The organism is Pseudomonas sp. FW300-N2F2 (genome assembly GCF_017351655.1).
Taxonomy (GTDB): Bacteria; Pseudomonadota; Gammaproteobacteria; order Pseudomonadales; family Pseudomonadaceae; genus Aquipseudomonas; species Aquipseudomonas fluorescens_AA.
This window is the reverse complement of sequence record NZ_JACNDQ010000002.1, coordinates 1,105,967-1,129,440: the sequence shown is the minus strand read 5'-3', so window position 1 is coordinate 1,129,440 and position 23,474 is coordinate 1,105,967. Positions and strand designations below refer to the sequence as shown.

At 61.4% G+C, this 23,474-nt stretch carries 21 protein-coding genes and 1 pseudogene; 17 read left to right on the top strand and 5 right to left on the bottom strand.

Going from position 1 to position 23,474, the window contains the following annotated elements; genetic code table 11:
- Positions 1-57 precede the first annotated feature (57 nt).
- Positions 58-735, bottom strand: a pseudogene (locus J4E63_RS31340) (PAS domain-containing protein); the annotation flags it as partial.
- 163 nt (positions 736-898) lie between these two features.
- A complete protein-coding gene (locus J4E63_RS19730) occupies positions 899-1,804 on the bottom strand; it encodes a transcriptional regulator GcvA (protein ID WP_207283062.1) in 906 nt (301 codons plus the stop codon).
- A 114-nt stretch (positions 1,805-1,918) separates the two neighbouring features.
- On the opposite strand from J4E63_RS19730, the gene gstA reads away from it, so the two are divergent.
- Positions 1,919-2,518, top strand: a complete 600-nt coding sequence (gstA, locus tag J4E63_RS19725; RefSeq protein ID WP_207283061.1) for a glutathione transferase GstA — start codon at positions 1,919-1,921, stop codon at positions 2,516-2,518.
- A gap of 123 nt (positions 2,519-2,641) precedes the next feature.
- Positions 2,642-3,592, top strand: coding sequence for a DNA/RNA non-specific endonuclease (locus J4E63_RS19720; protein ID WP_207283060.1), 951 nt, complete (start codon positions 2,642-2,644; stop codon positions 3,590-3,592).
- Between the two features lie 280 nt (positions 3,593-3,872).
- Here the strand turns inward: J4E63_RS19720 and J4E63_RS19715 are convergent, their stop codons facing one another.
- The gene (locus J4E63_RS19715; protein WP_207283059.1) at positions 3,873-4,820 is read right to left on the bottom strand and encodes an ABC transporter substrate-binding protein; all 948 of its coding nucleotides are present in this window, start codon (positions 4,818-4,820) and stop codon (positions 3,873-3,875) included.
- A 302-nt stretch (positions 4,821-5,122) separates the two neighbouring features.
- On the opposite strand from J4E63_RS19715, the gene J4E63_RS19710 reads away from it, so the two are divergent.
- The 5 genes from J4E63_RS19710 to J4E63_RS19690 all read left to right on the top strand — a co-directional run bounded on the left by J4E63_RS19710 (position 5,123) and on the right by J4E63_RS19690 (position 8,668).
- On the top strand, positions 5,123-6,115 hold the full coding sequence (locus tag J4E63_RS19710) for an aliphatic sulfonate ABC transporter substrate-binding protein (protein ID WP_060741826.1): 993 nt from the start codon (positions 5,123-5,125) through the stop codon (positions 6,113-6,115).
- 62 nt (positions 6,116-6,177) lie between these two features.
- Positions 6,178-7,023: an ABC transporter permease gene (locus J4E63_RS19705; RefSeq protein WP_207283058.1), complete on the top strand. Its 846-nt coding sequence runs from the start codon at positions 6,178-6,180 to the stop codon at positions 7,021-7,023.
- 3 nt (positions 7,024-7,026) lie between these two features.
- Positions 7,027-7,740, top strand: coding sequence for an ABC transporter ATP-binding protein (locus J4E63_RS19700; RefSeq protein ID WP_207283057.1), 714 nt, complete (start codon positions 7,027-7,029; stop codon positions 7,738-7,740).
- Between the two features lie 122 nt (positions 7,741-7,862).
- Positions 7,863-8,024, top strand: a complete 162-nt coding sequence (locus tag J4E63_RS19695; RefSeq protein ID WP_170847644.1) for a hypothetical protein — start codon at positions 7,863-7,865, stop codon at positions 8,022-8,024.
- A 53-nt stretch (positions 8,025-8,077) separates the two neighbouring features.
- A complete protein-coding gene (locus J4E63_RS19690; RefSeq protein ID WP_192262477.1) occupies positions 8,078-8,668 on the top strand; it encodes a helix-turn-helix domain-containing protein in 591 nt (196 codons plus the stop codon).
- A 117-nt stretch (positions 8,669-8,785) separates the two neighbouring features.
- On the opposite strand, the gene J4E63_RS19685 is transcribed toward J4E63_RS19690, so the two are convergent.
- A complete protein-coding gene (locus tag J4E63_RS19685) occupies positions 8,786-9,295 on the bottom strand; it encodes a hypothetical protein (protein ID WP_072404789.1) in 510 nt (169 codons plus the stop codon).
- A 291-nt stretch (positions 9,296-9,586) separates the two neighbouring features.
- Entirely contained in the window at positions 9,587-10,543 is a 957-nt protein-coding gene (locus J4E63_RS19680; RefSeq protein ID WP_207283056.1) for a threonine dehydratase, read from the bottom strand.
- A 93-nt stretch (positions 10,544-10,636) separates the two neighbouring features.
- On the opposite strand from J4E63_RS19680, the gene J4E63_RS19675 reads away from it, so the two are divergent.
- The 10 genes from J4E63_RS19675 (at position 10,637) to J4E63_RS19630 (ending at position 23,463) form a co-directional block, all read left to right on the top strand.
- Positions 10,637-11,452 carry an AraC family transcriptional regulator gene (locus J4E63_RS19675; protein ID WP_207283055.1) on the top strand — a complete coding sequence of 272 codons (816 nt, stop codon included), beginning with the start codon at positions 10,637-10,639 and terminating at the stop codon, positions 11,450-11,452.
- Between the two features lie 241 nt (positions 11,453-11,693).
- On the top strand, positions 11,694-13,568 hold the full coding sequence (locus tag J4E63_RS19670) for a 3-dehydroquinate synthase (RefSeq protein ID WP_207283054.1): 1,875 nt from the start codon (positions 11,694-11,696) through the stop codon (positions 13,566-13,568).
- Positions 13,565-14,455 carry a UbiA family prenyltransferase gene (locus J4E63_RS19665; RefSeq protein ID WP_092165105.1) on the top strand — a complete coding sequence of 297 codons (891 nt, stop codon included), beginning with the start codon at positions 13,565-13,567 and terminating at the stop codon, positions 14,453-14,455. The genes J4E63_RS19670 and J4E63_RS19665 overlap by 4 nt, the downstream gene beginning before the upstream one ends.
- Complete coding sequence (locus J4E63_RS19660; protein ID WP_207283053.1) at positions 14,452-15,225, top strand: EboA domain-containing protein; 774 nt, start codon at positions 14,452-14,454, stop codon at positions 15,223-15,225. Before J4E63_RS19665 ends, J4E63_RS19660 begins: the two co-directional genes overlap by 4 nt.
- Positions 15,226-15,263: 38 nt before the next feature.
- Positions 15,264-16,148, top strand: a complete 885-nt coding sequence (locus J4E63_RS19655) for a TatD family hydrolase (RefSeq protein ID WP_207283052.1) — start codon at positions 15,264-15,266, stop codon at positions 16,146-16,148.
- A complete protein-coding gene (eboE, locus tag J4E63_RS19650) occupies positions 16,145-17,374 on the top strand; it encodes a metabolite traffic protein EboE (protein ID WP_207283051.1) in 1,230 nt (409 codons plus the stop codon). Before J4E63_RS19655 ends, eboE begins: the two co-directional genes overlap by 4 nt.
- Entirely contained in the window at positions 17,364-18,809 is a 1,446-nt protein-coding gene (locus tag J4E63_RS19645; protein ID WP_207283050.1) for an alkaline phosphatase family protein, read from the top strand. Before eboE ends, J4E63_RS19645 begins: the two co-directional genes overlap by 11 nt.
- Entirely contained in the window at positions 18,788-19,930 is a 1,143-nt protein-coding gene (locus J4E63_RS19640; RefSeq protein WP_207283049.1) for a hypothetical protein, read from the top strand. The genes J4E63_RS19645 and J4E63_RS19640 overlap by 22 nt, the downstream gene beginning before the upstream one ends.
- A gap of 10 nt (positions 19,931-19,940) precedes the next feature.
- Positions 19,941-22,325 (top strand): hypothetical protein, encoded by a 2,385-nt coding sequence (locus tag J4E63_RS19635; protein WP_207283048.1) that lies wholly within the window; start codon positions 19,941-19,943, stop codon positions 22,323-22,325.
- A gap of 217 nt (positions 22,326-22,542) precedes the next feature.
- On the top strand, positions 22,543-23,463 hold the full coding sequence (locus tag J4E63_RS19630; protein WP_060741811.1) for a hypothetical protein: 921 nt from the start codon (positions 22,543-22,545) through the stop codon (positions 23,461-23,463).
- Positions 23,464-23,474 lie beyond the last annotated feature (11 nt).

The following is a 23,474-nucleotide window of genomic DNA, read 5'->3' as shown; positions in this document are numbered from 1 at the left end:
GGAGATGTGGTACGCACGGGAGGCGCCGCGTGAGTCCTCCTCGAATTTCTCTACCCGTTCGGTGATGTCACTGGCGAACTTCACAATCTTGCACAACTTGCCTTCGGCGTCGTAGACCGGGTTGTAGCTGGCTTCCAGCCAGACAACTTTGCCGTTTTTGCCGAGACGCTTGAATTGCCCGCTGAAAAACTCACCGGCGTTCAGACGACGCCAGAAATCACTGTACTCCGAGCTACTCACCAGGCTCGGTTCGCAAAACATCCGGTGGTGCTTGCCCTTGAGTTCGGCCAGTGAGTAATGCATGACATTCATGAAGTTGTCGTTGGCGGTCAGGATGTTGCCGCCCAGGTCGAACTCGATGACCGCCATGGCCCGGTCGAGGGCCGCCAGCCGGCCGCGTGTTTCGGCCTCGGCGGTGACCTTGGTGGTGACATCGAGTGCGTACTTGACCACCTTCACGACACGGCCTTGTTCGTCCACCACCGGGTTATAGCTGGCTTCCAGCCACACGTTCTGGCCTGACGCGCTGCGGCGGTGAAACGTGCCGGATACGAATTGACCGGTGCGCAACTTGTTCCAGAATTCACGGTACTCGGCGCTGCCCGCCAACGCCGGGGGGCAGAAATCCCGATGGGACAGGCTGGCCAATTGTTCCGCACGGTAACCCATCGTGCTCAGGAAATTCTCGTTCGCCCGAAGGACCTTGCCATCGGAGCTGAACTCGATAACAGCCATCGACCGCTCCAGAGCGCCCACCAGTCCTTTGTAAGTTGCCAATTCGGCCGTCCTAGCCGTCAGTTCATCTTTTAGTTTTTTATTAAACATGACGTACCCTCGAAGTAACCGGACCTTATATACATATCGACTGGTTAGCTTGGGGCTGAACGGTATGACGAAATTATGTTTCGACGCCAAAACCCACCGAATCCATCAACCAGGTTCTAAAGGCCTGCACCTTTGGGGCATCGGCCAGTTCATGTGGGGTGACGAAGTAGAAACCCAGGTCAGACTTCAGCCGCAGATCAAAGGGCGCAACCAAGCGGCCCGCCTTCAGGTCATCCTCGACATACGTTGAGCGGCCGATGCACACCCCCAGGCCGTCGACCGCCGCCTGCACAGCCATCATGGCCAGGTCGAAGGTCAGCCGGCTGCCTTCGGCCAGTCTTTTCGGTTGGCCAGCGGCACTCAACCACGAACGCCAGTCGTCACGGGTCACCCCGCTGACCTGCAACAAGGTGTGCCGGGCCAGATCGCCGGGATCCTGCAAAGGGGTGGGACCTTGCAACAGCCTGGGACTGCAGACCGGGAAGATTTCGTCGGCCATCAGCCAGTCGGCCCGCACGCCCTTCCAGTCGCCGACACCGTAACGGATGGCCGCATCGACGCCGCCCTTGCGAAAATCCACCCGTTCGGTGGATGCAGTGACGCGCACATCGATATTGGGAAACGCCTGCTGGAAGGAGGCCAGCCGCGGCAGCAACCATTTGGAGGCAAACGAAACCAGGGTGCTGATCGTCAAGACACTGTTGTTGCGGCTTTCCAGCAACGTCTCGGTGCAATAGCGCAGTTCATGGAAGGCTGCCCGAACGCCTGGGAAATAGGCCTGGCCTTCAGCGGTCAGGGCCAGGCCATCCTTGAGCCGCAGGAACAAGCGCACGCCCAGTTCCTCTTCGAGCCGGCGGATCTGATGGCTTATGGCTGTTTGAGTGACGTTCAGCTCTGCTGCGGCGTTGGTAAAGCTCATGTGCCTGGCGGCTGACTCGAATGCTTTAAGGCCATTGAGAGAAGGGATTCGGGTGGCCATGGAGGTTTGCTGTGCTCATGAGATTTTGTCATACGCTAGCACTGAAGATGTCCTTTGAAAATGTCCCGACCCTCACCGATTCTGGCGGCCCGTCCCCCCGTCTGTGAGGAAACCATGAAACTGTACTTTGCCCCCATGACCTGCTCATTGTCCCCGCACATCGTGCTGCGGGAATTGGGTCTGCCCTTTGAATTGATCCGGGTCGACAACAAGACCAAGCGAACCGCCGACGGGCTCGACTTCCTGAGCATCAACCCCAAGGGCTACGTGGCCGCCTTGGTGTTGGAAAACGGCAGCGTGCTGACCGAGGGCCCCGCCATTGTCCAGTACCTGGCCGACCTGGCCCCCGGCAACGCGCTAGCCCCGGCCAATGGCACCTGGGAGCGGGTTCGCCTGCAGGAGTGGTTGAACTTCATCAGCGCCGAAATCCACAGCGGCTGTGCCCCGCTGTTCAACGCCGACATCGCAGAGCCCACCAAGGCAATCTTCAAGGCAAGACTGTTCAAGCGCCTGGACTACCTCAGCCAGGCCCTTGCACGACAGGACTACCTGATGGGCAGTTTCGGCCTGGCCGACGGTTATCTGTTTACCGTTTTGAACTGGCTGCCATTGTTCAATATCGAGATCGGGGACTGGCCGGTGCTGGCGTCGTTCATGACCCGAGTCGCAGCACGCCCCAGCGTCCGGGCGGCCATGGCGGCGGAGGCGGCCTAGCCCCGGGCCAACGATCAACTTTGCTGCTTTGCCCGCAAGGCAGCATCATAAAAACTTCATGGTGCCGGAGCATGATCACTACGTTTGCTGATTACTTTCGTTCCCATTCAGCGAGGCAGGATCATGCCACCGCAAGGACTTCAGGTGGACTTCGCCCATCGACCACGGCTTGCCGATCTGCACCCCCTGCAGGAACCCGCCAGGCGCTTGTCCGGCACCCTGCGCAAACAGCCAGGGCCGGCCGTCACACCGGCGGTGCAGTTGCAAGACCGGCGGGGATACGACAGCGGCTTTCTTGGTGACTTCATCGTGCCTTGGCCAAGCGTGGAAGCGGCGTTGCTCGATGACGTCTACCCGACCGGCACCGTCGACAATCGCCTGGATTATCAGCACTTCTCCATCGTTCTTTCGCGACGGCGACGTCTGGCCCTGGTGGCGGGCGTCAACATCGATGGCGCCAGCAGTGTCGAGATCGATCGAGGTCGTGATGCCTGGGCATACGACGGTCGAATCCCCAGCGATGCCCAGATTGGAGAAGCGCTGTACGCCGGCAATTTGCTGGATCGCGGTCATCTGGTCAGACGACAGGATCCCAATTGGGGCTCCGAGGCACAGACCGCCAACAACGATACCTTCCACTTCACCAACTGCTCGCCGCAGATGGCAGCCTTCAATCAAAAAACCTGGCTTGAGCTTGAGGATTACATCCTCGATAACACGCGCCGGTGGAAAGCCAGGGCGACGATATTTACCGGGCCCTTGTTCCGGGACGATGATCAAACGTACAGAGGCGTACAGATCCCCACTGCGTTCTGGAAAGTCGTGGCCTTTCTCGGTGACGACGGCAAACCTTCGGCCAGTGCCTACATGATTGACCAGCGTCAGGAACTGGAAAAGTTGGAACTTGTGTTCGGAGCGCTCAAGACCTACCGACGCAGCGTCGATCAAATTGAGGCGCTGAGCGGTATCCGCTTTGGCGACTTGGCTGACTACGACGGCTTTTCCAATGAAGAACGACTGACAGGTACGAGGATTGAAGCGCCAATCCGTGGGCCTGAAGACATCCGCCTTTGAAAACGGTGGGAATGAGCTGGCTCGCGATGACGGCAGCACAGTCAACATCCCTGCAAACTGACCCGCCGCTATCGCGAGCAAGCTCGCTCCCACAGGGGATTGAAGCTGCATGGGATGTTGGTGAACGACTCAAAATACTGTGGGAGCGAGCTTGCTCGCGATGACGGCGGCACAGTCGACATCCCTGCAAACTGACCCGCCGCTATCGCGAGCAAGCTCGCTCCCACAGGGGATTGAAGCTGCATGGGATGTTGGCGAGCGACTCAAAAAACGGTGGGACTTATTCGCTCAAGGCTTGGCTGAAGGAGGTGTCGATAATCCCGGCAGTGGCCAGCGGGGCTGGCAGCGCCTTGACCTTGAACAGGAAGTCCGCCGTGCTTTGCAGGTCGGCGGCGGCCTGTCGATCCACCGGGCCGACGCTCATGTGGGCCTGGCGCAACCAATGGCGTGAGACGTTCTGATCGAGGTTGGCCTTTTTCGCCCACAAGTCCGCGTATGAGTCGGTGTGGTTGTCGACCCAGGTGCGGGCTTGTTTCACGCGACCGAGGAAGTCGGCGATGGCTTCGCGCTTGCTGTCGATGGCCGGCGTCGAAGCGGCAATGGCGCTGAGACCGGGCATGAGGTTTTTCGCCGTCAGGATCGGCCGGGCGCCGGAGAACAGGATCTGTTGCGAGATGTAGGGTTCCCACACCGGAAAGGCATCGATGCTGCCCTGGGGCAAGGCCGCCGCCGCGTCGATCGGCATCAGCTTGATGAATTCCACATGGTTCTCCGGCAAGCCGGCCTGCTCCAGGGCGCGCAAGGTCAGTTGCTGGCTCCAGGCGCCCGGCCAATAGGCGACCTTCTTGCCCTTGAGGTCCGCGATGGTCTTGACCGGTGAGTCCTTGGGCACCAACAGCGCAATGGTGTCCGGGTTCTGCCGCGAAACACCGATCAGTTTCACCGGTGCCTGTTTGGCAGCCAGGAACAGAAAACCCGAATCGCCGAGAAAGCCCAGGTCCAGGTCGCCGGTATTCAGCGCCTCGGCCAGGGGCGCGGCGGCTTGGAAGTGTTTCCAGTCGACGCGGTAGGGGGCGCCCTCAAGCACCCCCGAGGCCTCCACCGAAGCCCGCACGTTGTAATAGTTCTGATCGCCAACATATAGGACCAACGGCTCACTGGCCTGGAGCAAAGGGGCGGCGAACAATGTGCTGAGGAGCAGACCGCGCAGGGATCGGGCGAACGTCATGAAGGCAATCCTGAATGAGTTTCATAGAACATAACGCTCTTGTAATTCGCTTTAGAAATTCTTTTAGCGCATAAGCTCATAGTCACAAGCAGCCACTGTCCACGACCCAACAGTGCCGCAACAGACTGTTGCCTGGGCAACATTTCCTTGAAGCCTTCACCCCGTGGCGGCACCCGAAAACCGCCCATTCGCCGGCTATGGCACAGAGCCTGCAATATTCCTTTCAAGTGCGATTTTCTTCCGCACTCCGATCTTTCGGAAATAAGAACATTGCCTTCTCACCGCCTTGCTGGAGCTGTTCCATGAAACCCGACTTCCGCTTCCCACTGGCCCTCGCCAGATCCCTGATCGGTGCCTGTGCCCTGGCGTTGAGCCTGCCGACCCTGGCCCAGGCCGCAGAAAGCCCTCCGGCCGAAGTGCACCTGGATTACGCCTATTACTCGCCGGTCAGCCTGGTGCTCAAGCACTTCGGTTACCTGGAAAAGGCCCTGCCCCAGACCAAGGTCAGCTGGGTCCTGAGCCAAGGCAGTAACCGCTCCTTGGAATACCTCAATAGCGGCGGCGTCGACTTCGCTTCGTCCGCCAGCCTCGCCGCGGTGCTGAGCCGGGCCAATGGCAGCCCGATCAAGTCGGTGTATGTCTACAGTCGCGCCGAATGGACCGCCCTGGTGGTGCGCAAGGATTCGCCGTACCAGACGGTCGCCGACCTCAAGGGCAAGAAAATCGCCGCCACCAAAGGCACCGATCCCTACCTGTTCACCCTGCGCAGCCTGCAACAGGCCGGGCTGAAGAAAGACGATGTGGAGCTGGTGCACTTGCAGCACCCGGACGGTCGCACCGCCTTGGAAAAAGGCGATGTCGACGCCTGGGCCGGTCTCGACCCGCACATGGCCGCCAGCGAAGTACAAGCCGGGTCGCGCCTGCTGTATCGCAACCCCGCCTTCAATAGCTACGGCGTGGTCAGCGTCACGGAGAAGTATGCCCAGGAGCATCCGCAGACCATCGACACCGTGCTTGCGGCCTACGAACAGGCCCGGGCCTGGTCGGTGGAGCATCCGCAAGAGCTGGCCAAATTGCTGGCCGACGAATCCGGACTGCCGCTGGAAGTTGCCCGGCTGCAACTGTCCCGCACCGACCTGGGCAGCCCGCAGTTGAGTGCCAAGGATGTGCTGGCTTCCAAGGCGGCCGCGCCGATCCTGGTCTCGGAAGAATTGGTTCGTCGCGGGGTGAATGTGGACCAGGTGATAGATCAATTGCTCGACACCGGCCGCCAGCAGGCCGTGGCCCGTCAATAACCCTTGCCCAGGCGACAGCCGATCCGCGCCTGGCGCGGATTCGGCGTTGCCGGAGGAACGCCATGAGCAGTAACAGCGAAGACCTCTCCAGCCCCCATTTGGCCCTGCCCGCATCGGGCAAAGCGCCCCTGTTCAATCCCGGCCGCTGGCGGCTGCGCCTCAAAGGGCTGGCCCTGCCGGTGCTGATCATCGTGTTCCTGGAGATCATCGTGCGCATCGGTTGGCTGCCCGCCTACCAGATGCCGGCCCCCAGCGAGATCGCCCTGACCCTCGGCGACCTGGCCGAAGGTGCGCTATGGAAACATATCAGCGCCAGCCTGTTGCGAGTGCTGCTGGGCTTTGCCATCGGCGCCAGCCTGGCGTTGGTCTTCGCCGCCTGGGTTGGCTTGAGTCGGGAGGCCGAAGCCTATCTGGAGCCGACCTTCGCCGGCCTGCGCTCGATTCCCAGCCTGGCCTGGGTGCCATTGCTCCTGCTGTGGCTGGGCATCGACGAAACCTCGAAGGTGGTGTTGATCGCCATCGGCGCGTTCTTTCCCGTGTACCTCAATGGCGTGGCAGCGATTCGCAACATCGACCGCAAGCTGGTGGAGGTCGGCCAAATGTACGGCTTCAGCCGCCGCCGTCTGGTGCGGCGGATTCTCCTGCCCGCCGCCCTCCCCGGCCTGTTCACCGGGTTGCGCGGCGGCATGAGCCTGGCCTGGATGTTCCTGGTGGCCGCCGAGCTGATCGCCGCGACCAAGGGCCTGGGCTATCTGCTCAGCGATGGCCGCGAAACCTCGCGTCCGGACATCGTGCTGGCGGCGATCATCGTGCTCGCCCTGCTGGGCAAGCTCAGCGACGGCATCCTCGCCGCCCTGGAAAAGCATTTCCTGGCCTGGCGCGACACCTTTACCGGCACCGAGGAGTGAGCCATGACCCAAGCCCTGCTGGACATCCACGTCGAGCGCAAGACGTTCGCCGACACCACCGTGCTCAATCATATCCACCTGCAACTGCAACCCCGGGAAACCGTGTGCCTGCTGGGCCCTAGCGGCTGTGGCAAGAGCACCTTGCTGCGCATCGTCGCCGGTCTGGAGAAAGACTTCGAAGGGCAACTGCTCAGCCACACCGAACACCTGGCCTTTGTGTTCCAGGAACCGCGCTTGATGCCCTGGCTGACGGTGCAACAGAACATCGGGTTCAGTGATGACGACGATTACGACAAGGCCTGGGTCGCGCAGTTGATCGAGGAAGTCGGCCTCACGGGATTTGCCGACGCATTGCCCAAGGCGTTGTCCGGCGGTATGGCGCAGCGGGTGGCGATTGCCCGCGGCCTGTACGCGCGACCACAGGTGCTGTTGCTGGACGAGCCCTTCAGCGCCGTGGATGCCTTCACCCGAATGAAATTGCAGGACCTGTTGCTGCAACTGGCCGAACGGCACGCGATCGCCTTGTTGCTGGTGACTCACGATGTCGACGAGGCGCTGTACCTGAGCGACCGGGTGTTGGTGATGGACAACCGCCCCAGCCGCATTCGCCAAGCATTGACGGTACAACTGGACCATCCGCGAGACCGGCGCGACCCGTTGCTGGCCCGACTCAAGGCGCTGGCCCTGACCGAACTGCAACGTGCTCATGTGATTTGATCAAGGCGCTTCGCTAAGCACTTAATAGCATTAACAAATAAACAATCAGTATTTATGGTTATAAAAATAACCACGTACTCTCAACTCATCCCGTCCCATTGGTCACGACAGTGAAGTGCCTTATGAAACCGACTGACAACGTTATCGACTTCGTCCAATTCCGCAAACGCAAGCAGGCCCAGCAACTGGCCCGGGCCATGTGGGAAATGTACGCGCGTAATGCCGGTTACCAGGCGTTCCAGTGGGTCCAGGCGTTCCAGCCGACCAGGACGTACCAGGCGTGAGCGCCCAGGAACCCTCGCGCTTTTTGGCGAGTGCCGACGAACCCGAAGTGGATCTGAACAACCTTGAAGCCTTGGATGAAGATCCGATTTGCGAACGGGTCGCGCAGAACCTGCAACGCCTGCGGGGCAAGCGACACCTGTCCCTGGACGCCCTCGCTCGCCAGTGCGGGGTAAGTCGGGCCATGCTGGCGCAGATCGAGTCCGGACGCAGCGTGCCCTCGATCAAGGTGCTGTGCAAAATCGCCAAGGGTCTGAAGGTGTCGGTTGCCGCGTTCCTGGAACATCGGGCGTTCGAGGGGGTGGCGGTGCTGTCGGTCAGCCAGAGCAAACGCCTGGTCAGCGCCAGTGGCGCCTTCGTCAGCCGTGCCCTGTTCCCGTTCGATGTGGCACGCCAGTCGGAATTCTACGAACTGCGCCTGAGCCCGCTGGGGGAGGAACACTCCGAAGGGCATGGGCCGGGTGTTCAGGAGAACCTGGTGGTGTCCCAGGGTGTGCTGGAGATCAGTGTCAACGAGGAACGCTACCTGCTCTCCACCGGCGACTCGATTCTGTTTTATGCCGACCAACCACACCGCTATCGCAACCCGGCCGACAGCGAAGCGGTGGCGTACCTGGTGGTTACCTACCCGGAACGCCTGGACTGAACCCGCCTGTGGCGAGGGAGCTTGCTCCCGTTTGAGTGCGCAGCGCTCACAAAATGGGGGCTGCTGCGCAAGCTCCCTCGCCACGGGGCCAGTCTCAAGGACGTTGCCCGGCTGTAATCAGCAGGTGCAGCACATCATCGGCATGCCGTTGCAGCTCATCATCATCGGCATGCTGCAGTCGTCCATCATCTTCATCATCAAGGCGCAGCAGTTTTTCATCATGTCCATGTTCATGCCCGCCATCGGCATGACTTTGCACATCATGCAGTCCGCCATCACCGTGCATTCCATCACGCACTTCATCATCGGCATCGGCATGCCCATCATCGGCATTGGCATCATCATGCTCGCCATCGGCATGGCCATGCTCGCCTGGGACATGCACATCATGCTCATGTTGCCGCAGTGCATCATCATCGGCATGCCGCAGTTCATCATCATCTGCATCATGTCGGCGCTGTTCTTGAACATGGCCATGTCCATGCCGGCGGCTGGCATCATTTTGCACATCATGCCGTCGTCCATCATTTCGCAGGTCATGGTCGCCATCATCATCGGCATGCCCATCATCGGCATCATCGGCATGTTGGCGTTCATCGGCATTGGCATCTGCATGGCGTTCATCATGGTGGTGTTCCCTGTAAGGTTCGAGAGTCGGACAAGCTGATGGGGCGGATTCTAAGCATTGACCCGGGCCCGACAAGATGGCGATCGAACAGCAGGAATGAACGTTCAGACAGGCTTACCGGAGCGACACGCGCCAAGTCGTCTGCTACTGCATGCCCTGCGCTTTCATTGCAGACACTTTCCAAACGACAGCTTCGATTCTTCGGTCATGGATATGCCATCCAAACCTATATCAATAACCGTAAGAAATAATCGATCTAAATATCCCCCAGCGTTTCCCGCCACGAGGGCTCAGCCAATCAACTGGGCATACACCGGCCGGTCGATATTCCCACCAGACAGAATCACCCCCACCTTTTTCCCCTGCATCGCTTCACATTCCTGCATGAGTGCCGCCAAGGCCGCGGCACCTGCGCCCTCGGCGAGGTTATGAGTGTCGGTGTAATACACCCGCATGGCCTCGGCAATTTCCGCGTCGCTGACTGCGACGATCCGCGCTGCAGCGGCCCCATAGATGGCAAAGGCCTCGGGAATGGGTCTACGCACGGCCAACCCGTCCGCGAAGGTATTCGCCGAAGCGGTCTCACACAGTCTTCCGGTTTCAAATGACAACTTCGCCGCGACGGCCTCAGTGGACACCACGCCCACCACTTGGGTTTTCAGCCCCAAGGCATCGCGGGCGGCGATGACTGCGCAAATCCCCGACCCACAGCCTATCGGCACGTAGACCGTGTCGAGGTCCGGCACCGCCTTGAACAGTTCAAGCCCATAGGTCGCCACGCCCCTGACCAACTCCGGATGGAACGGCGGCACCAGGTAGAGCCCCTGAGCGTGGGCCAGGTGTGCTGCCTCTTCCCGGGCCTCATCAAAATCGCGGCCATACTCGACCACCTCGCCGCCAAAGCCACGCATGGCATTGTTCTTCTCCACCGAGTTACCTTGCGGCACGACGATCAACGCTTTCAAACCCAAGGCGGTGGCCGCCAGTGCCAGGCTCTGGCCATGGTTGCCGCGCGTCGCCGTGACAATGCCTTTCGCCTCGGGATGCTCGCGCGTGAGCCAGTGCACGAAGGTCAGGCCGCCGCGCACCTTGAAGGCCCCGGTCGGGGTGTGATTCTCGTGCTTGACCCACACCGTGCAACCCAACCGTTCAGCCAGCAACGGCCAGGCGTACTGGGCCGTGGCGGGCATGAATTGATAGAGATGGCGGGCAGCGTGTTCGATGTCGTCGCGGGTCAGTGTGTGCATGATGGGCCTCCTGGTTTTGCCCAGTCTAATCAGCGCGACGGCGACGGGGCTTTCAGAAAACTGACCTGACTTTCAAGCCCACTCTTCATTACTATGCTGTTCATGAGCCCGCGAAATCGCCCACCGCCGCCCCTGTCTGAACCGGTCCGTCGTATCGAGGCAGGGCCCTGGGCGATCGAATTGCTCCCCGGCTGTGCCTACGCGACCCGCTACGTCGCGACCCAGTCGGCGATCGGCTTTGCCTTCGACAGTCAGCGCGGCCTGCACGCCATCGGCAGCGACCGCGTGTTGCCCTTCGAGGCGCTGCCCAACGGCCTGGCATTCGTTCCCGCCGGGTGCGACGTGTTCTCCGAATCCCCCCGGGGCGGTGAATACCTGCGGATGGTGCGCACCGACGGCATGGCGTTGCCGGCGAAACATGCGTTCAACAACCGTATTGACCCGCAGGCCATCACCCTCGCCTTGAGAATGCGCAGCGCACTGCTGCGTGCCACGGCAGAGGACGATTGGGAAGCCTGGGCGCTCGGACTGGCTGAGCGAGTGAAGGACCACAAGAGGTTTTCGGCACATTCCCAAGGCTCGATCACGGCCGGCCGGATGCGCCTGCTCGATGAGTTCATCGACGCCGGTCTCGACGGTCCGCTGGGGGTCAAGGAAATGGCCGGGCTGCTTGGCTTGTCCGAAGGTTATTTCATGCGGGCATTCAAACAGGCGACCGGCAAAAGCCCACACAGCTACCTGATCGACCGACGCCTCGCCAAGGCACGGGCGCTGATGCGCGATTCAACCGCCCGACTGACCGATATCGCCCACATCTGCGGCTTCAATTCCCAGGCGCACATGACCACGCTGTTCAAGCAACGCCTGGGCGTCAGCCCGGCGCAGTTGCGCGGGTATTCAAGGCCCTGAAGCCTCTGGGCAATGGGTTGATGGGGGCACCTGAGGGGCGAAATGGCGCCCCAAACCAAATTGCCATCAGATGGCCTTGCAAAAACACCCTGGCCGTCTAGATTCAAACCTGTCTCCAACCAGATCTTCAACCACACCTGACAGCCCCTCGGGCGAGAGCATCTATTGGCCTGAAAAACACACTTGGCGTTGCTTTCAATTACTGACACGGAATCAGTCATATCAACAAGAGGGATGCTTGATGAAGCATGGCCGTGGGTATCGTTCGCGCTCGCAAAAAGGACCAGCCGGACATTTCTGGCTGTCATTGGTTTGCTTTTCAGGCCTGGTGATCGCCAGCTTCCTGTTGTTCGAACAACAGATCCAGGATTTCCTGACCCATCTCAACCTGTACCTGCCCTCGACGCCCGCGCAGAAACTCAACCTGGCCTTGCTGCTGATTGCCCTGCTGGCGCTGGACGTGGTGTTGCCGGTGCCGTCGAGCATGGTCGCGCTGCTGGCCGTGGCGATGCTTGGCAGCCTGGGTGGATACCTGGTGATTTTCGTCGGCCTGTGCCTGGGGGCCGGGCTGGGTTATGCGCTGGGAGCCGGCTATTTGCGTCTGCTGTCCGGCCGCCTGGGCCTGCATCAGCGCCAGCCGGGGCAACTGGCCTATCGGTTGGGCACGCTGTCATTGATCTGCCTGCGCGGCGTCCCGGTGCTGGCGGAAACCTCGGTCGTCGCCGCCGGCATGCAACGCTACCCATTGCGCGCGTTCATCCTGGTCACCACCCTGGCCAATGCCGGCCTCGCGTTGGCCTACAGTGCCATCGGCACCTTTCTCGTCGAACAGAACGCGCTGCTGGTGACCCTGCTCGCCAGCATGGTATTGCCCGGGCTGTTCATCGCCGGGTACAGCCTGTTCAAGAACATTCGCCGGCGCGACACGGAGCAACCCTTGCACGGGCGCTTCAAGGTCAGCTACGACTACCCGGTGGTGTTCACCGATCATCTGTTCGACCCGCTCAATCCCTGCCTGCATCGTCAGCTCACCGCCGGACACCGCGGCCAGGTAACGGTGCTGGTGTTCGCCGATGAACAACTGCTGCACAGCGCTCCGCACCTGCTGGCACAGATCAATACCTACTTCGCCAGCCATTTTCCGGACCTGCATTTACAGGCGCCCCCCATCGCGGTCCCGGCCGGCGAATCGAGCAAGGATTCCCAGGTGTTGCAGCAGCTGTACAGCGACATGCTGCAACATGGCCTGGACCGGCATTGCTATGTGCTGGCCCTCGGTGGCGGCGCGGTGCTCGATGCGGTGGGCTACGCCTGCGCCACCTTCCACCGCGGCATTCGCCTGATTCGCATCCCCAGCACCGTACTCGCCCAGAACGACGCCGGTATCGGTGTGAAAAACGGCATCAACGCCTTTGGCCAGAAGAACCTGCTGGGCGCCTTCTACCCCGCCACCGCGGTCATCAACGATTTTCAATTGCTGACCAGCCTGAGCCGACGCGACCAGATCGCCGGGCTGGCCGAGGCAGTCAAGGTGGCGCTGATCAAGGACCAGGCGTTTTTCCAGTGGATGGAGCAACAGGCCGACGCCCTCGCCCACTTCGATCACGCGGCCAGCCGCTACGCGATCCGCCGCTGTGCCGAACTGCACCTGGCGCACATCACCGGTGCCGGTGATCCCTTCGAACGCGGTAATGGGCGGCCATTGGACTACGGGCATTGGGCCGCTCACAAATTGGAAAACCTCAGTCACCACCGACTGCGCCATGGTGAGGCCGTCGCCGTGGGCATGGCCCTGGATGGACTCTACGCCAATGCCCTGGGGCTGTTGAGCGACGCCGACAGCGACCGGGTGCTGCACCTGCTGCTCAAGCTCGGCTTCTGCCTGAACCCGCCGGAACTGACCCTGAAAGATGCACAAGGACGCTCGCAGGTTCTGCTCGGGCTGGAAGAGTTCCGCCAGCATTTGGGCGGGCAACTCTCCATCCCCATGCTCAGCCGGATCGGCGAGTCGGTGGACTTGCATGAAATCGATACCGCGCGAATGGAGCAGGCGCTGCAACGGCTCTGCACTCAAGCCGCCCCTGCACTCACACTGAACGAGAGCTGTGCGCAATGAACCCGTCGTCGCCGGACCTCAAGACCTGGATGACCCTCGGCCGCGTCTCCAACCTGCCCACGGTGTGGACCAACACCCTGGCCGCCGCCCTGCTCGCCAGCAGCGCAGGGGCCCTGGCACCGCCATCGTCCCTGGTCTGGCTCCTGCTGCTGGCGGCACTGTCGCTGCTGTACCTGGCCGGCATGCTGTTGAATGACCTGTTGGACGCCGACTGGGATCAACGCCACCACAATCCGCGTCCTATCACCCTGGGCCTGGTCAGCCGCCAGCAAGTGCGGTTGGCCACGGCGCTGCTACTGGTGCTGGCCGCGGCCGCGCTGCTGGGCCTGAGCCGGTTGATCGAACAACCGCACTGGCTGCTGGGCAGCGCCACGCTGTTGGTGGGTTGCATACTCGGCTACAACCTGCTGCACAAGAAGTACGCCCACAGCGTCTGGCTGATGGGGGCCTGTCGCTCGGCACTCTACCTCACCGCGGCGGCCAGCCTGGCGATGCCACCCGAACCGATCTGGCTCTGTGCCCTTTTGCTCGGCGTCTACATCAGCGGCCTGACCTACCTGGCCCGCCAGGAACACCGCAATCAACTGATCAGCCGCCTCCCGCTGCTGCTGATGTTGAGCCCCCTGGCGTTGGCGATCTACGCAGACAACGCCTGGTTCTGGCCAGTCCTGCTGATATGGCTTGGCTGGTTGGGCTGGCACTACTGGCGCAACCTGGCCAACCCGCGGCAACGGCAGGTCCGCGCCTTTATCGGTGCGGGCCTGGCCGCCCTGCCGCTGTTCGATGCCCTGGTGCTGGCCGTCGCCAACCAGCCGCTGGGCAGCCTGTTATGTGTCCTGGTGTTTTTCCTGCTTCCTCATTTCCAGCGCTGGATCAAACCCACATGAACACGGACGTTACAGCATCGGCATCGGCAGCCCTCGACATGCGCCAGGATTGCCTGAACGAACAACGCCGGCATTTCACCCAGTCGCTCGATGAAACCGAGCGGCAATGGTGGCTCTCGGCGCAGGCGCAACTTGCCCAACGCCCGGACGCCAACACCGCGGCATTCCTGAGCGGCCAGTGCAAGCGCCACCTCAAGGAGCGTGCCCAGCCCGGCACCGACGGCTGGAGCAATGTCCAACTGGCGCGGGCATTGCTGCTGGCCCAGGTCCTGGAACTGCAACCCGCCGCCGCGCAAGTGCCCTTGCTGCGCCAGTTGTTCCTGTGGGGCGACGACCAGGAAAAGATCGCCACCTTGAAAGCCCTCGACTGGCTCGACAGCGGTGGGCTCTGCGTCGAGCTTGCACTTCAGGCCGGGCGCACCAGCAACAGCCAGGTGTTTGCCGCCCTCGCCCTGGACACCGCCTACCCATCGCGTCACTACGACGAACGGGCCTTCAACCAACTGGTGTTGAAAGCCCTGGGCATGGGCCTCGATGTAGGGCGCCTGGTCGGCCTGACGCAACGACAAAGCGTCACGCTCAACCAGTTGGCCCTCGACCTGCTGGACGAACAACTCGCCGCCGAACGAACGGTATCTGCCGGACTGCCCCACGTGATTGCCTTTGCCTTGCTGAGCCCGGCGCAACGTCAGCGCCTGGCCGGGCTGGCCCAGCAACAACGCTTGCCGCCGCCATGGCAAGCGCACCTGGGCGGCACTTTGCCGAACTGATGCCCGCCCTTCCCCTGCCTTTTTGACGAGGATTCACCATGTTCAAGTACTTCGACCCGCATATCCATATGGTCAGCCGCACCACCGACGACTACCAGAACATGGCGGCCGCCGGCATCACCGGCGTGATCGAACCAGCCTTCTGGCAGGGTCAGGCCAGGACCAGCGTCGGCAGCTTCATCGACTACTTCGACACGCTGTTGGGCTGGGAGCGTTTTCGCGCCAGCATGTTCGGCATCCATCACTTCTGCACCATCGGCCTGAACCCCAAGGAGGCCAACGACTTGTCGGTGGCCAATGAAGTGCTGGAGATCCTGCCGCGCTACCTGGTGAAAGATGGCGTGGTGGCGGTGGGTGAAATCGGCTACGACGACATCACCCCGGAAGAGGATCGCTTTCTCGCCGCCCAATTGGAGCTGGCCAAACAATTCAACCTGCCGGTGCTGGTGCACACCCCCCACCGCGACAAGATCGGTGGCACCAAGCGCACACTCGCGGTCATTCGCGAGGTCGGCATTGCCGAACACCTGGTGATCATCGACCACCTCAACGAACTGACCCTGCCCCTGGTGCTGGACAGCGATTGCTGGCGCGGCCATTCCATCTACCCCAACACCAAGATGTCGGAACAACGCATGGTCGCGCTGCTGCAGCAGTACGGCACAGAAAAAATGGTGGTCAACAGCGCCGCCGACTGGGGCATCAGCGACCCGCTCAAAGTGCCCAAGACCGGCCAGGCGATGCTGGCCGCCGGCTTCAGTGAAGCCCAGGTCGAACAGGTGCTGTTCCACAACCCGGTGGACTTTTTTGCCCAGAGCGGCCAGTTGGACAAAACCCTGGTCAGCACGCCCCTGCCCATCGATCAGCGGCGACAGTGGCAGGACAACTCTGCCCTGCGGGGCCAGGAGCCGGTGATCAAATGAGTGCCCGCACGGGTTGGACGGCCACGCAGATCGGCTATTGCAGCAACGTGCACCCGACCCATGACCTGGGCGGGCTGCGCGCTTCCATCGAACGGCATTTCCAGACCGTACGTACACTGCGCGGGCTCGACACCCAAGACAGTGGATTGTGGATCAGCGCCGTCGCCGCCGCCGAGCTCCAACAGGCGTCCGCCCGTGCGGATTTCCTCGACCTGCTGCAACGCAGCGGGCTACGCCTGACCTCTCTCAACGGGTTTCCCTACGGCCAATTTCACCAGGGCGCGGTGAAAGCCGACGTCTACCTGCCCAGTTGGGCCGATCCGCAGCGGCTGGCGTACAGCCTGGACCTGGCTCGATTTCTCGCCCAGGCCCTGCCAGTGGACTGTGCCCAGGGAGTGATCTCCAGCCTGCCGCTGGGCTATGCCGCCCACTGGAGCCCGACGTTGCAGCAACGTGCCGAGCAGCAACTGCGTGAGCTCACCGCCGCGCTGGCCCGGTTGCAACGGGAGACAGGCAAGAAGATCGTGATCTGCCTGGAAATGGAGCCCGATTGCGTGCTGGAAAACACCGACCAGGCCATCGCCTTCTTTCGTCACTGGCAAACCACGGACCCGCACCATGAACACCTGGCGCTGTGTTTTGACGTCTGCCACCAGGCCGTGATGTTCGAAGACTGCTATCAGTCACTGGACCGATTGCGTCGGGCCCGGGTCCCCATCGGCAAGATCCAGCTATCCAATGCGCTGATTTGCCACCTGCCTGAGGATGCGCAGCGGCGCGAACAGGTGCTCCAGACATTGGGCGGTTTTGCCGAACCCACCTACCTGCATCAAGTCAAAGCCCGCGCTGGACAGGAGCAGTTATCAGCCTGGGCCGACCTTCCCGCGGCCCTGTACGAGTGTGAGCAGGACGGCCGCGCCCCTCCCGAGCTGAGGATTCACTTCCACATTCCGTTGTTCAGCGAACACCTGCTGTTGCCCGAACTCAGCGGCAGCCAGGTCGCCCTGGCGCAGACCTTCGATTTTCTCGCCGACCATGGGGATTTTCGCCCGGTACTGGAAGTGGAAACCTACAGCTGGGGCGTCCTGCCCAGCCAGTTGCGCCCTACCACCGAGCACGCCCAACTCCAGGGCATCGCGGCGGAGTTGCACTGGGTCGAAGACCAGTTGCAGCAGCGCCAGTTGCTGCAACCCCAAGCGCTGGAGGCCTGCGCCGATGTCCTCTGAGCCTGCGCGCCAGCCGTTGCTGCTGATCAACGTGGTCGGCCTGACACCCGCACTGCTGGGGGCCTCGACGCCCTGCATCAATGCCCTGTTGAAAACGGCCAGGATGGCCACGCTGCAACCGGTGTTCCCGGCGGTCACCTCCACGGTGCAAGCCTCGATCCTCACGGGCCAGCCACCGTCGGAGCACGGTATCGTCGGCAACGGCTGGTATTTTCGCGATCAGGCCGAAGTGCGTTTCTGGCTGCAGCCCAACGCACTGATCCAGGGGGAAAAAGTCTGGCAGACACTCAAGCGCCAGTACCCCGGGTTTCGCTGCAGCCAGTTGTTCTGGTGGTACAACATGTATGCGGACGTGGACGCCGCCATTACCCCACGGCCGCATTACCCGGCCGATGGCCGCAAGATGTTCGGCCTGTATTCGACGCCGGCCTCGTTGCACGAGCATATCGAACAGCAGATCGGCGAATTCCCCTTTCCAAGTTTCTGGGGCCCGGCAGCCGGCATCGCCTCGAGCCGCTGGATCGTCGATTGCGCCATCGCCGAATTCCAGCTCGACCGCCCCGACCTGCAGTTGATCTACCTGCCCCATCTCGACTACAGCCTGCAACGCCTGGGCCCCGATCATCCGTCGATTGCCGACGAGGTGCGCGCCATCGACAGCGAAGTCGGGCGTCTGCTGGACTTTGCCCAAGCACAGGGCGCGGCGGTGATGCTGCTGTCCGAATACGGGATCGAAGCCGTCACCCAATCCGTTTCCATCAACCGGTTGCTACGCGCCGAAGGCTTGTTGCAGGTCCGCCAATCGCTGACCTGGGAGTTGCTCGATCCCGGTGCCAGTGCGGCGTTTGCCGTGGCCGATCATCAGGTCGCGCACATCTACGTGAAGCAGGCGCGCGACATCCCTCGCGTCAAGGCGCTGTTGCAGCGCCAGGCCGGCATCGAGCAGGTGCTGGATAAAACCGAACAACGGGCCTGGCACCTGGATCATCCGCGCAGCGGCGAGCTGGTAGCCGTGGCCGCCGTCGGTTGCTGGTTCGATTACTACTACTGGTTTGACGACCGCAAGGCCCCCGACTTTGCCCGCACCGTGGACATCCATCGCAAGCCAGGCTACGACCCGCTCGAACTGTTCATCGACCCGGCCATTCGCTTCCCGAAACTGAAAGTGGCGCGCCGCCTGCTTCAGAAAAAACTCGGCTTTCGCTACTACATGGACCTGATTCCGCTGGACACCCGCCTGGTCCGCGGCAGTCACGGACGGCTGCCCGCGAGCGAAAAGACCGGCCCGCTGCTCATCACCAATTGTGATCTGTCGTTGCCGCAGCAGCTTGCGGCCACGGCGGTGAAGCAACTGCTCCTGGAACACTTCCGGGGGCGCCCTCATGCCGATACGGCGAATGCCAAGGAGCTTCCATGCGGCGAGCCATTTCCATAACCGTTCTCAGTGCCCTGGCCGGTTTGGCCCAGGCACAGGACACCAACAACTTCGATTGCAGCAACTTCCTGCAGTTTGGAGCAGACATCAACAAGACCCGGACCGCGTTTGCCCACAGTCCCGAGACCATGGCCTGGAACTGGTTCGTCTGTTTGAACCAACCCAGCACCGCGCAAAGCAGCAATCTCGTGTGGGAGACGATGAAGCCTTCGGACCAGGTCTACCTGCCCAACGGCGCGCCACCGGGCACCTATGACAGCTCAGCGCCGCTCCCGGCCGCGGTGGTGACGCAAGCCAAGGCACAGGGCATGGACCTGTCCCGATCCTTCCATAACATCAATGCCACCCAACAGGTCGATGGCCTGATCCTGCAAATGGGGGGTGCCGTGCCCGATGCCCAACAAGGCCAGCCCGTACGCTTTCAGTTACTGATGGGCAAGGACACGTTCGATTACATCGTGAAGAAGCAGGTCTACAACGTGAACGGTCAGGCCGCCCTGGCCAACGACCTGGACTTCCCCCCCACCGCCTGGGAGTTGAAAGCCGCGTGGCTGTGGATCGGCACGGACACGACCTACCGACAAACCCTGGTGAACGACGGTTACTACATTGCCCAGGCCTACTACCAGCAGGACGATGGTACCTATCAGGTCGGCTATGTGGCATTGAGCGGCCTGCATGTCGTCAACAAACTGAACGCCGACTGGGTCTGGACCACCTTCGAAAACATCAACAACAGCAAGTACACCGTAACCAATGCCCCGACGCCGGCGCCGATGACCAACACCACCGGGCCGACTGCGGCCGCCAAGCCGGTGAATGCCAGCTTCCAGGCCAATAATCGGAGCCTGTCGAAGTACGAGTTGATCGGGGTCGAGTTCCAACCCATCACCCAGGTACTGGCCAATTCACAACTGGAATCGGCGTTCCAGAACACCTCGTCCTGCCTGGCCTGCCACGGCACCGCCGCCTACTCGAACGACAACGGCTACTTCAACTTCGCTCTGAACCAGGGGGGCGGCATCGTCTATCCCACCACTCCGCTGCCGCCCTCGGCATTCGATGGCTACAAAAAACTGGACTTTGTCTGGTCGCTGAAACGCGCCCAGTGGCAACGCTAAGGAGCATGACATGAGCGTATTGAATTTCCCCCGTATCTACCTCAACGGCCATATGTTCTGGAACCCACCGACGGCCAACAATAACGATGTATATCCGCTGTATGACGCGGTCAACGCGGACATCAACTGGCCGTTCATGAGCCACTTCGGCATCAACGCCACGAACGCCCCCACCCAGCTGATGCCCTGGGCCATCAAGCCCCTGGCAAAGAATGAGCTGCCGCTCTATATGCTGCAGGTACCGACCAATGCCAACCCGAAAACCTACCCATACATGCCCGCCGAATGGGATCTGTTTGGTGACAATGCCTGCGGCACGGTGAGCTACAAAGGGACTCGCTCAACGATCATTGGCGGCGAGCTGCAGGCCGACACCTACATCACCGAGGATGCGCTGGTTGGCAGGGACTACCAATTGCTCGGCAATCCCTTTGGCAGCAACGCTCCGACTGCCGCGCGCTTCGTGGACGTCAGCCCGTGGCAGAACACCTTCACCGCGTTGTATTTCGACAAGCTGATGCTGGGGGATGCCACGTGTGGCCTGACCCTCAATCGCCAGTATCGGATGATGGATCGCTTCCTCAATTTCAATTGGGGCGCCTTCGGTGGCCTGGTGTATGTCACCACCACCTGGCAGACCTGCTTTCCCCAGGAGAACCTGGAATGGGTCATCGGTGATTCGGCGCTGCTGAGTAACCTGCAGCAGCAGATGAAGCTGCAAGGGGCAAAGGGCCTGATGTTCAGGTTCTCCACCTACCTGACCTGCTACGACAGGAACGGTGTGTTCAACGACTTTCCGTACGTCAACACCCGTTCCAATGCCCCCTCGGATACGGCTCGTCTGCAAGCGATGTATCAGAAGGGCCTGGACAACGTTTCCGGTATTTTCTTCAATCCCGCCTACAGCCGCACCGCCGCGACCCTGGGCCTCTGGTTCACCGACGAGTACCCCACCGCCCCCGCCGGCCGGCGCCTGGTGCCCGTGCAGGCCGTCGCTGTCGCTAAACCAGGCGCGTCTGCCCAAAACACCACACTGGGCGTGACCCCGGTGCAGATTACCGGCAACACCCTGTCGCTGGATCTGGCCAACACGTTCCCGTTCTATCCGGTAGAGCCCGATGCCCCCATCCTGACCGCCGAAAAATTCCAGGCTGGCGACTATCAACTGGGTGTACGCGAGGGTGATCAATTCACGCCGGTAGTGGACTTCGGTTTCGACCGGTATAACCAGGCAGCCTTCGACAAACGCTCCGGCCTGCAGGACTTCACGCTCAGCGACGAGGCCCTGACGAAGCTACAGGCAGATAATCCATTGGAGCTGCGACTGAAGGCCACGGCCGCCCCAACCCCCGTGATCGCCGCCACCCAGCAAACCTGGACCGCCGAAGTGGTGGAGAGCGGCAGTTTCATCGACGTGGGCGACCATAAGACACTGACCATCATGGTGCAGAAAAATGGTCAGCCGGCCGCCAATACCACGCTATGGGTGGCGGAATATGGCAACCCCTACATGGTGACCACCAGCGACTACTATCTGGCCTCCAGCAACGCGGCCAATTTCACGCTGTTCTTCGACCACCCGAACCACCCCGAACTGAACAAGGCCAATCTACCGAACTTCAATAACGCGCCGCCCGTACAAAACTATCTGGCCGAAGGCAGCGGCCGCCGACTGACCGCGCTGCGCAATACGGATGAGGACATTGGAGACCCGATCGGTTATCAGCAATTCCTGCAGGGCGAGGGCAAACCGGTCACGATCGACTTGCACCCTTGCCTGGCATTCGACGCTGGCCTCTACGCCACCGGAACCCTGCACGACGACGTCCACGCCACGCCGGTGGATTACTCTTATGTCACCACGACCACCGACGCCAACGGCATCGCCCAAGTGAGCTTCAGGGCCGTGGCCCCGGGCTTCCCGACCTTGCGTTTTTTCGTCAAGGACGGCGACAGCGATCCGGTCATCCCCTTCAGCTTCCCCGTTCCCCAAGCCTACATCGACTTCCTCGCGCCGCTCCGCGTCCTGCCCTTGGACGTGCAGCTGCAACAGGACTTCATCAACTACTGGAACACCGTCTACAAGGATCAGAACGCCGCCACGCAGCTGTGGGAGGGCTTCCTCTACCCACGCATCCTGCAGACCTTCTATTACCTGTACCCCATCATGAACAAGTACATGCCGCTCAACTCCCAGGCACGCGTCGAAGGCGCCATCGACCAGTTGATTGTGCTGATCAGCAAGCCCTACCAGGAAGAAAGCACGCTCTCGATGCCCATCACCCGTGACATGTCCCAGAGCCGCCGCGCGGTATTGGAGCTATGGGCCAAGAAGCTGGTGAAGCGCAACTATCCGCCACAACAACTCAAGATGAGCGATTACGACAACCTCTGACCGTAACGCTGTTCACCCAGGAAAGATAAACCACTGTGGGAGCGAGCTGGTGTAGGAGCCGAGCTTTTGTGGGAGCCGAGCTTGCTCGCGATGAACGATAACGCGGTCATTCGAAAGACCGAGGTGCCTTCATCGCGAGCAAGCTCAGCTCCCACACAAGCTTTGCTCCCACAGGCTCGCACACAGTGTCACCCGGTACTTTTCAAAGGAATGACCTATGAAAACCAGTATCTTGAACCGGCTGTTGCTGTTGATCCTGCTGTTCAGCCCACCGCTGTTTGCCGAGGACAGCGGTGCCGTCTACTTCACCATGGGCGTGCACAACACCGAGGGGTGCAACGAACAGAACGGCAACTGCATCGCCAAACGCGCCCCGGGCGACCCTTCCGATCCGTTCTTCCCGGCGTTCTGGATCAGCGATTGGACCATGTACCGGGTGATGCACAACTACGAAAAAAACCCGCCGCCCTACAGCAATCCGCCCTCCACCCTGACCCCGGCGGACTACACCGTCTCCCGAGGCACCAGCTACTACGACACGGCCTATATCCCGGCCGATGGCGACGGCTTCGGTGCGATGATGGAGCACTATGAGAAGTACTGCCTGCCGATCTTCCCGATCAAGAACAACAATTACACCTGCTCCTTCGTGTCCCTGGGCAACAAGGCGTACTTCCTGACCTATCCGCAGGATCGCCCCAAGGACATGCCGGCCTGCTGCATGTTCTCGCCGATGAACCATCCGCCGCGCCAAGACTTCATCCAGCACCTGCCCTACAGCGCCGAGCGCAGCCAAAACCTCGACGCCAGCGTGCAGGCCTACGCGCTGGACCTTCAATCGCCGCAGGGGCCGATCCTGTTCGGCTATGCCTTCTACAAAAAGATGTCGGGGCAACCGCCCTACCGGCAGCCCCAATCGTTCTTTTTCTCCGGTGACACCAGCGTCGCCAATGCCCCCATCGTCAGCCAGAACTACACCAACTTCCGCATCGCCAGGCCGGACCCGGCCCAGACCTGGGCGCAGGTGGCCGCGATGTGCCCGGCGAATCCACCGCCCTGCCAGTTGTTCGAGCCACCGGCTTCCCAGAGCAACGGCCAAAAGGCGCAGTGGAACAAGCTCATGCAGCGCAAACCCTGAGCAATGACGGA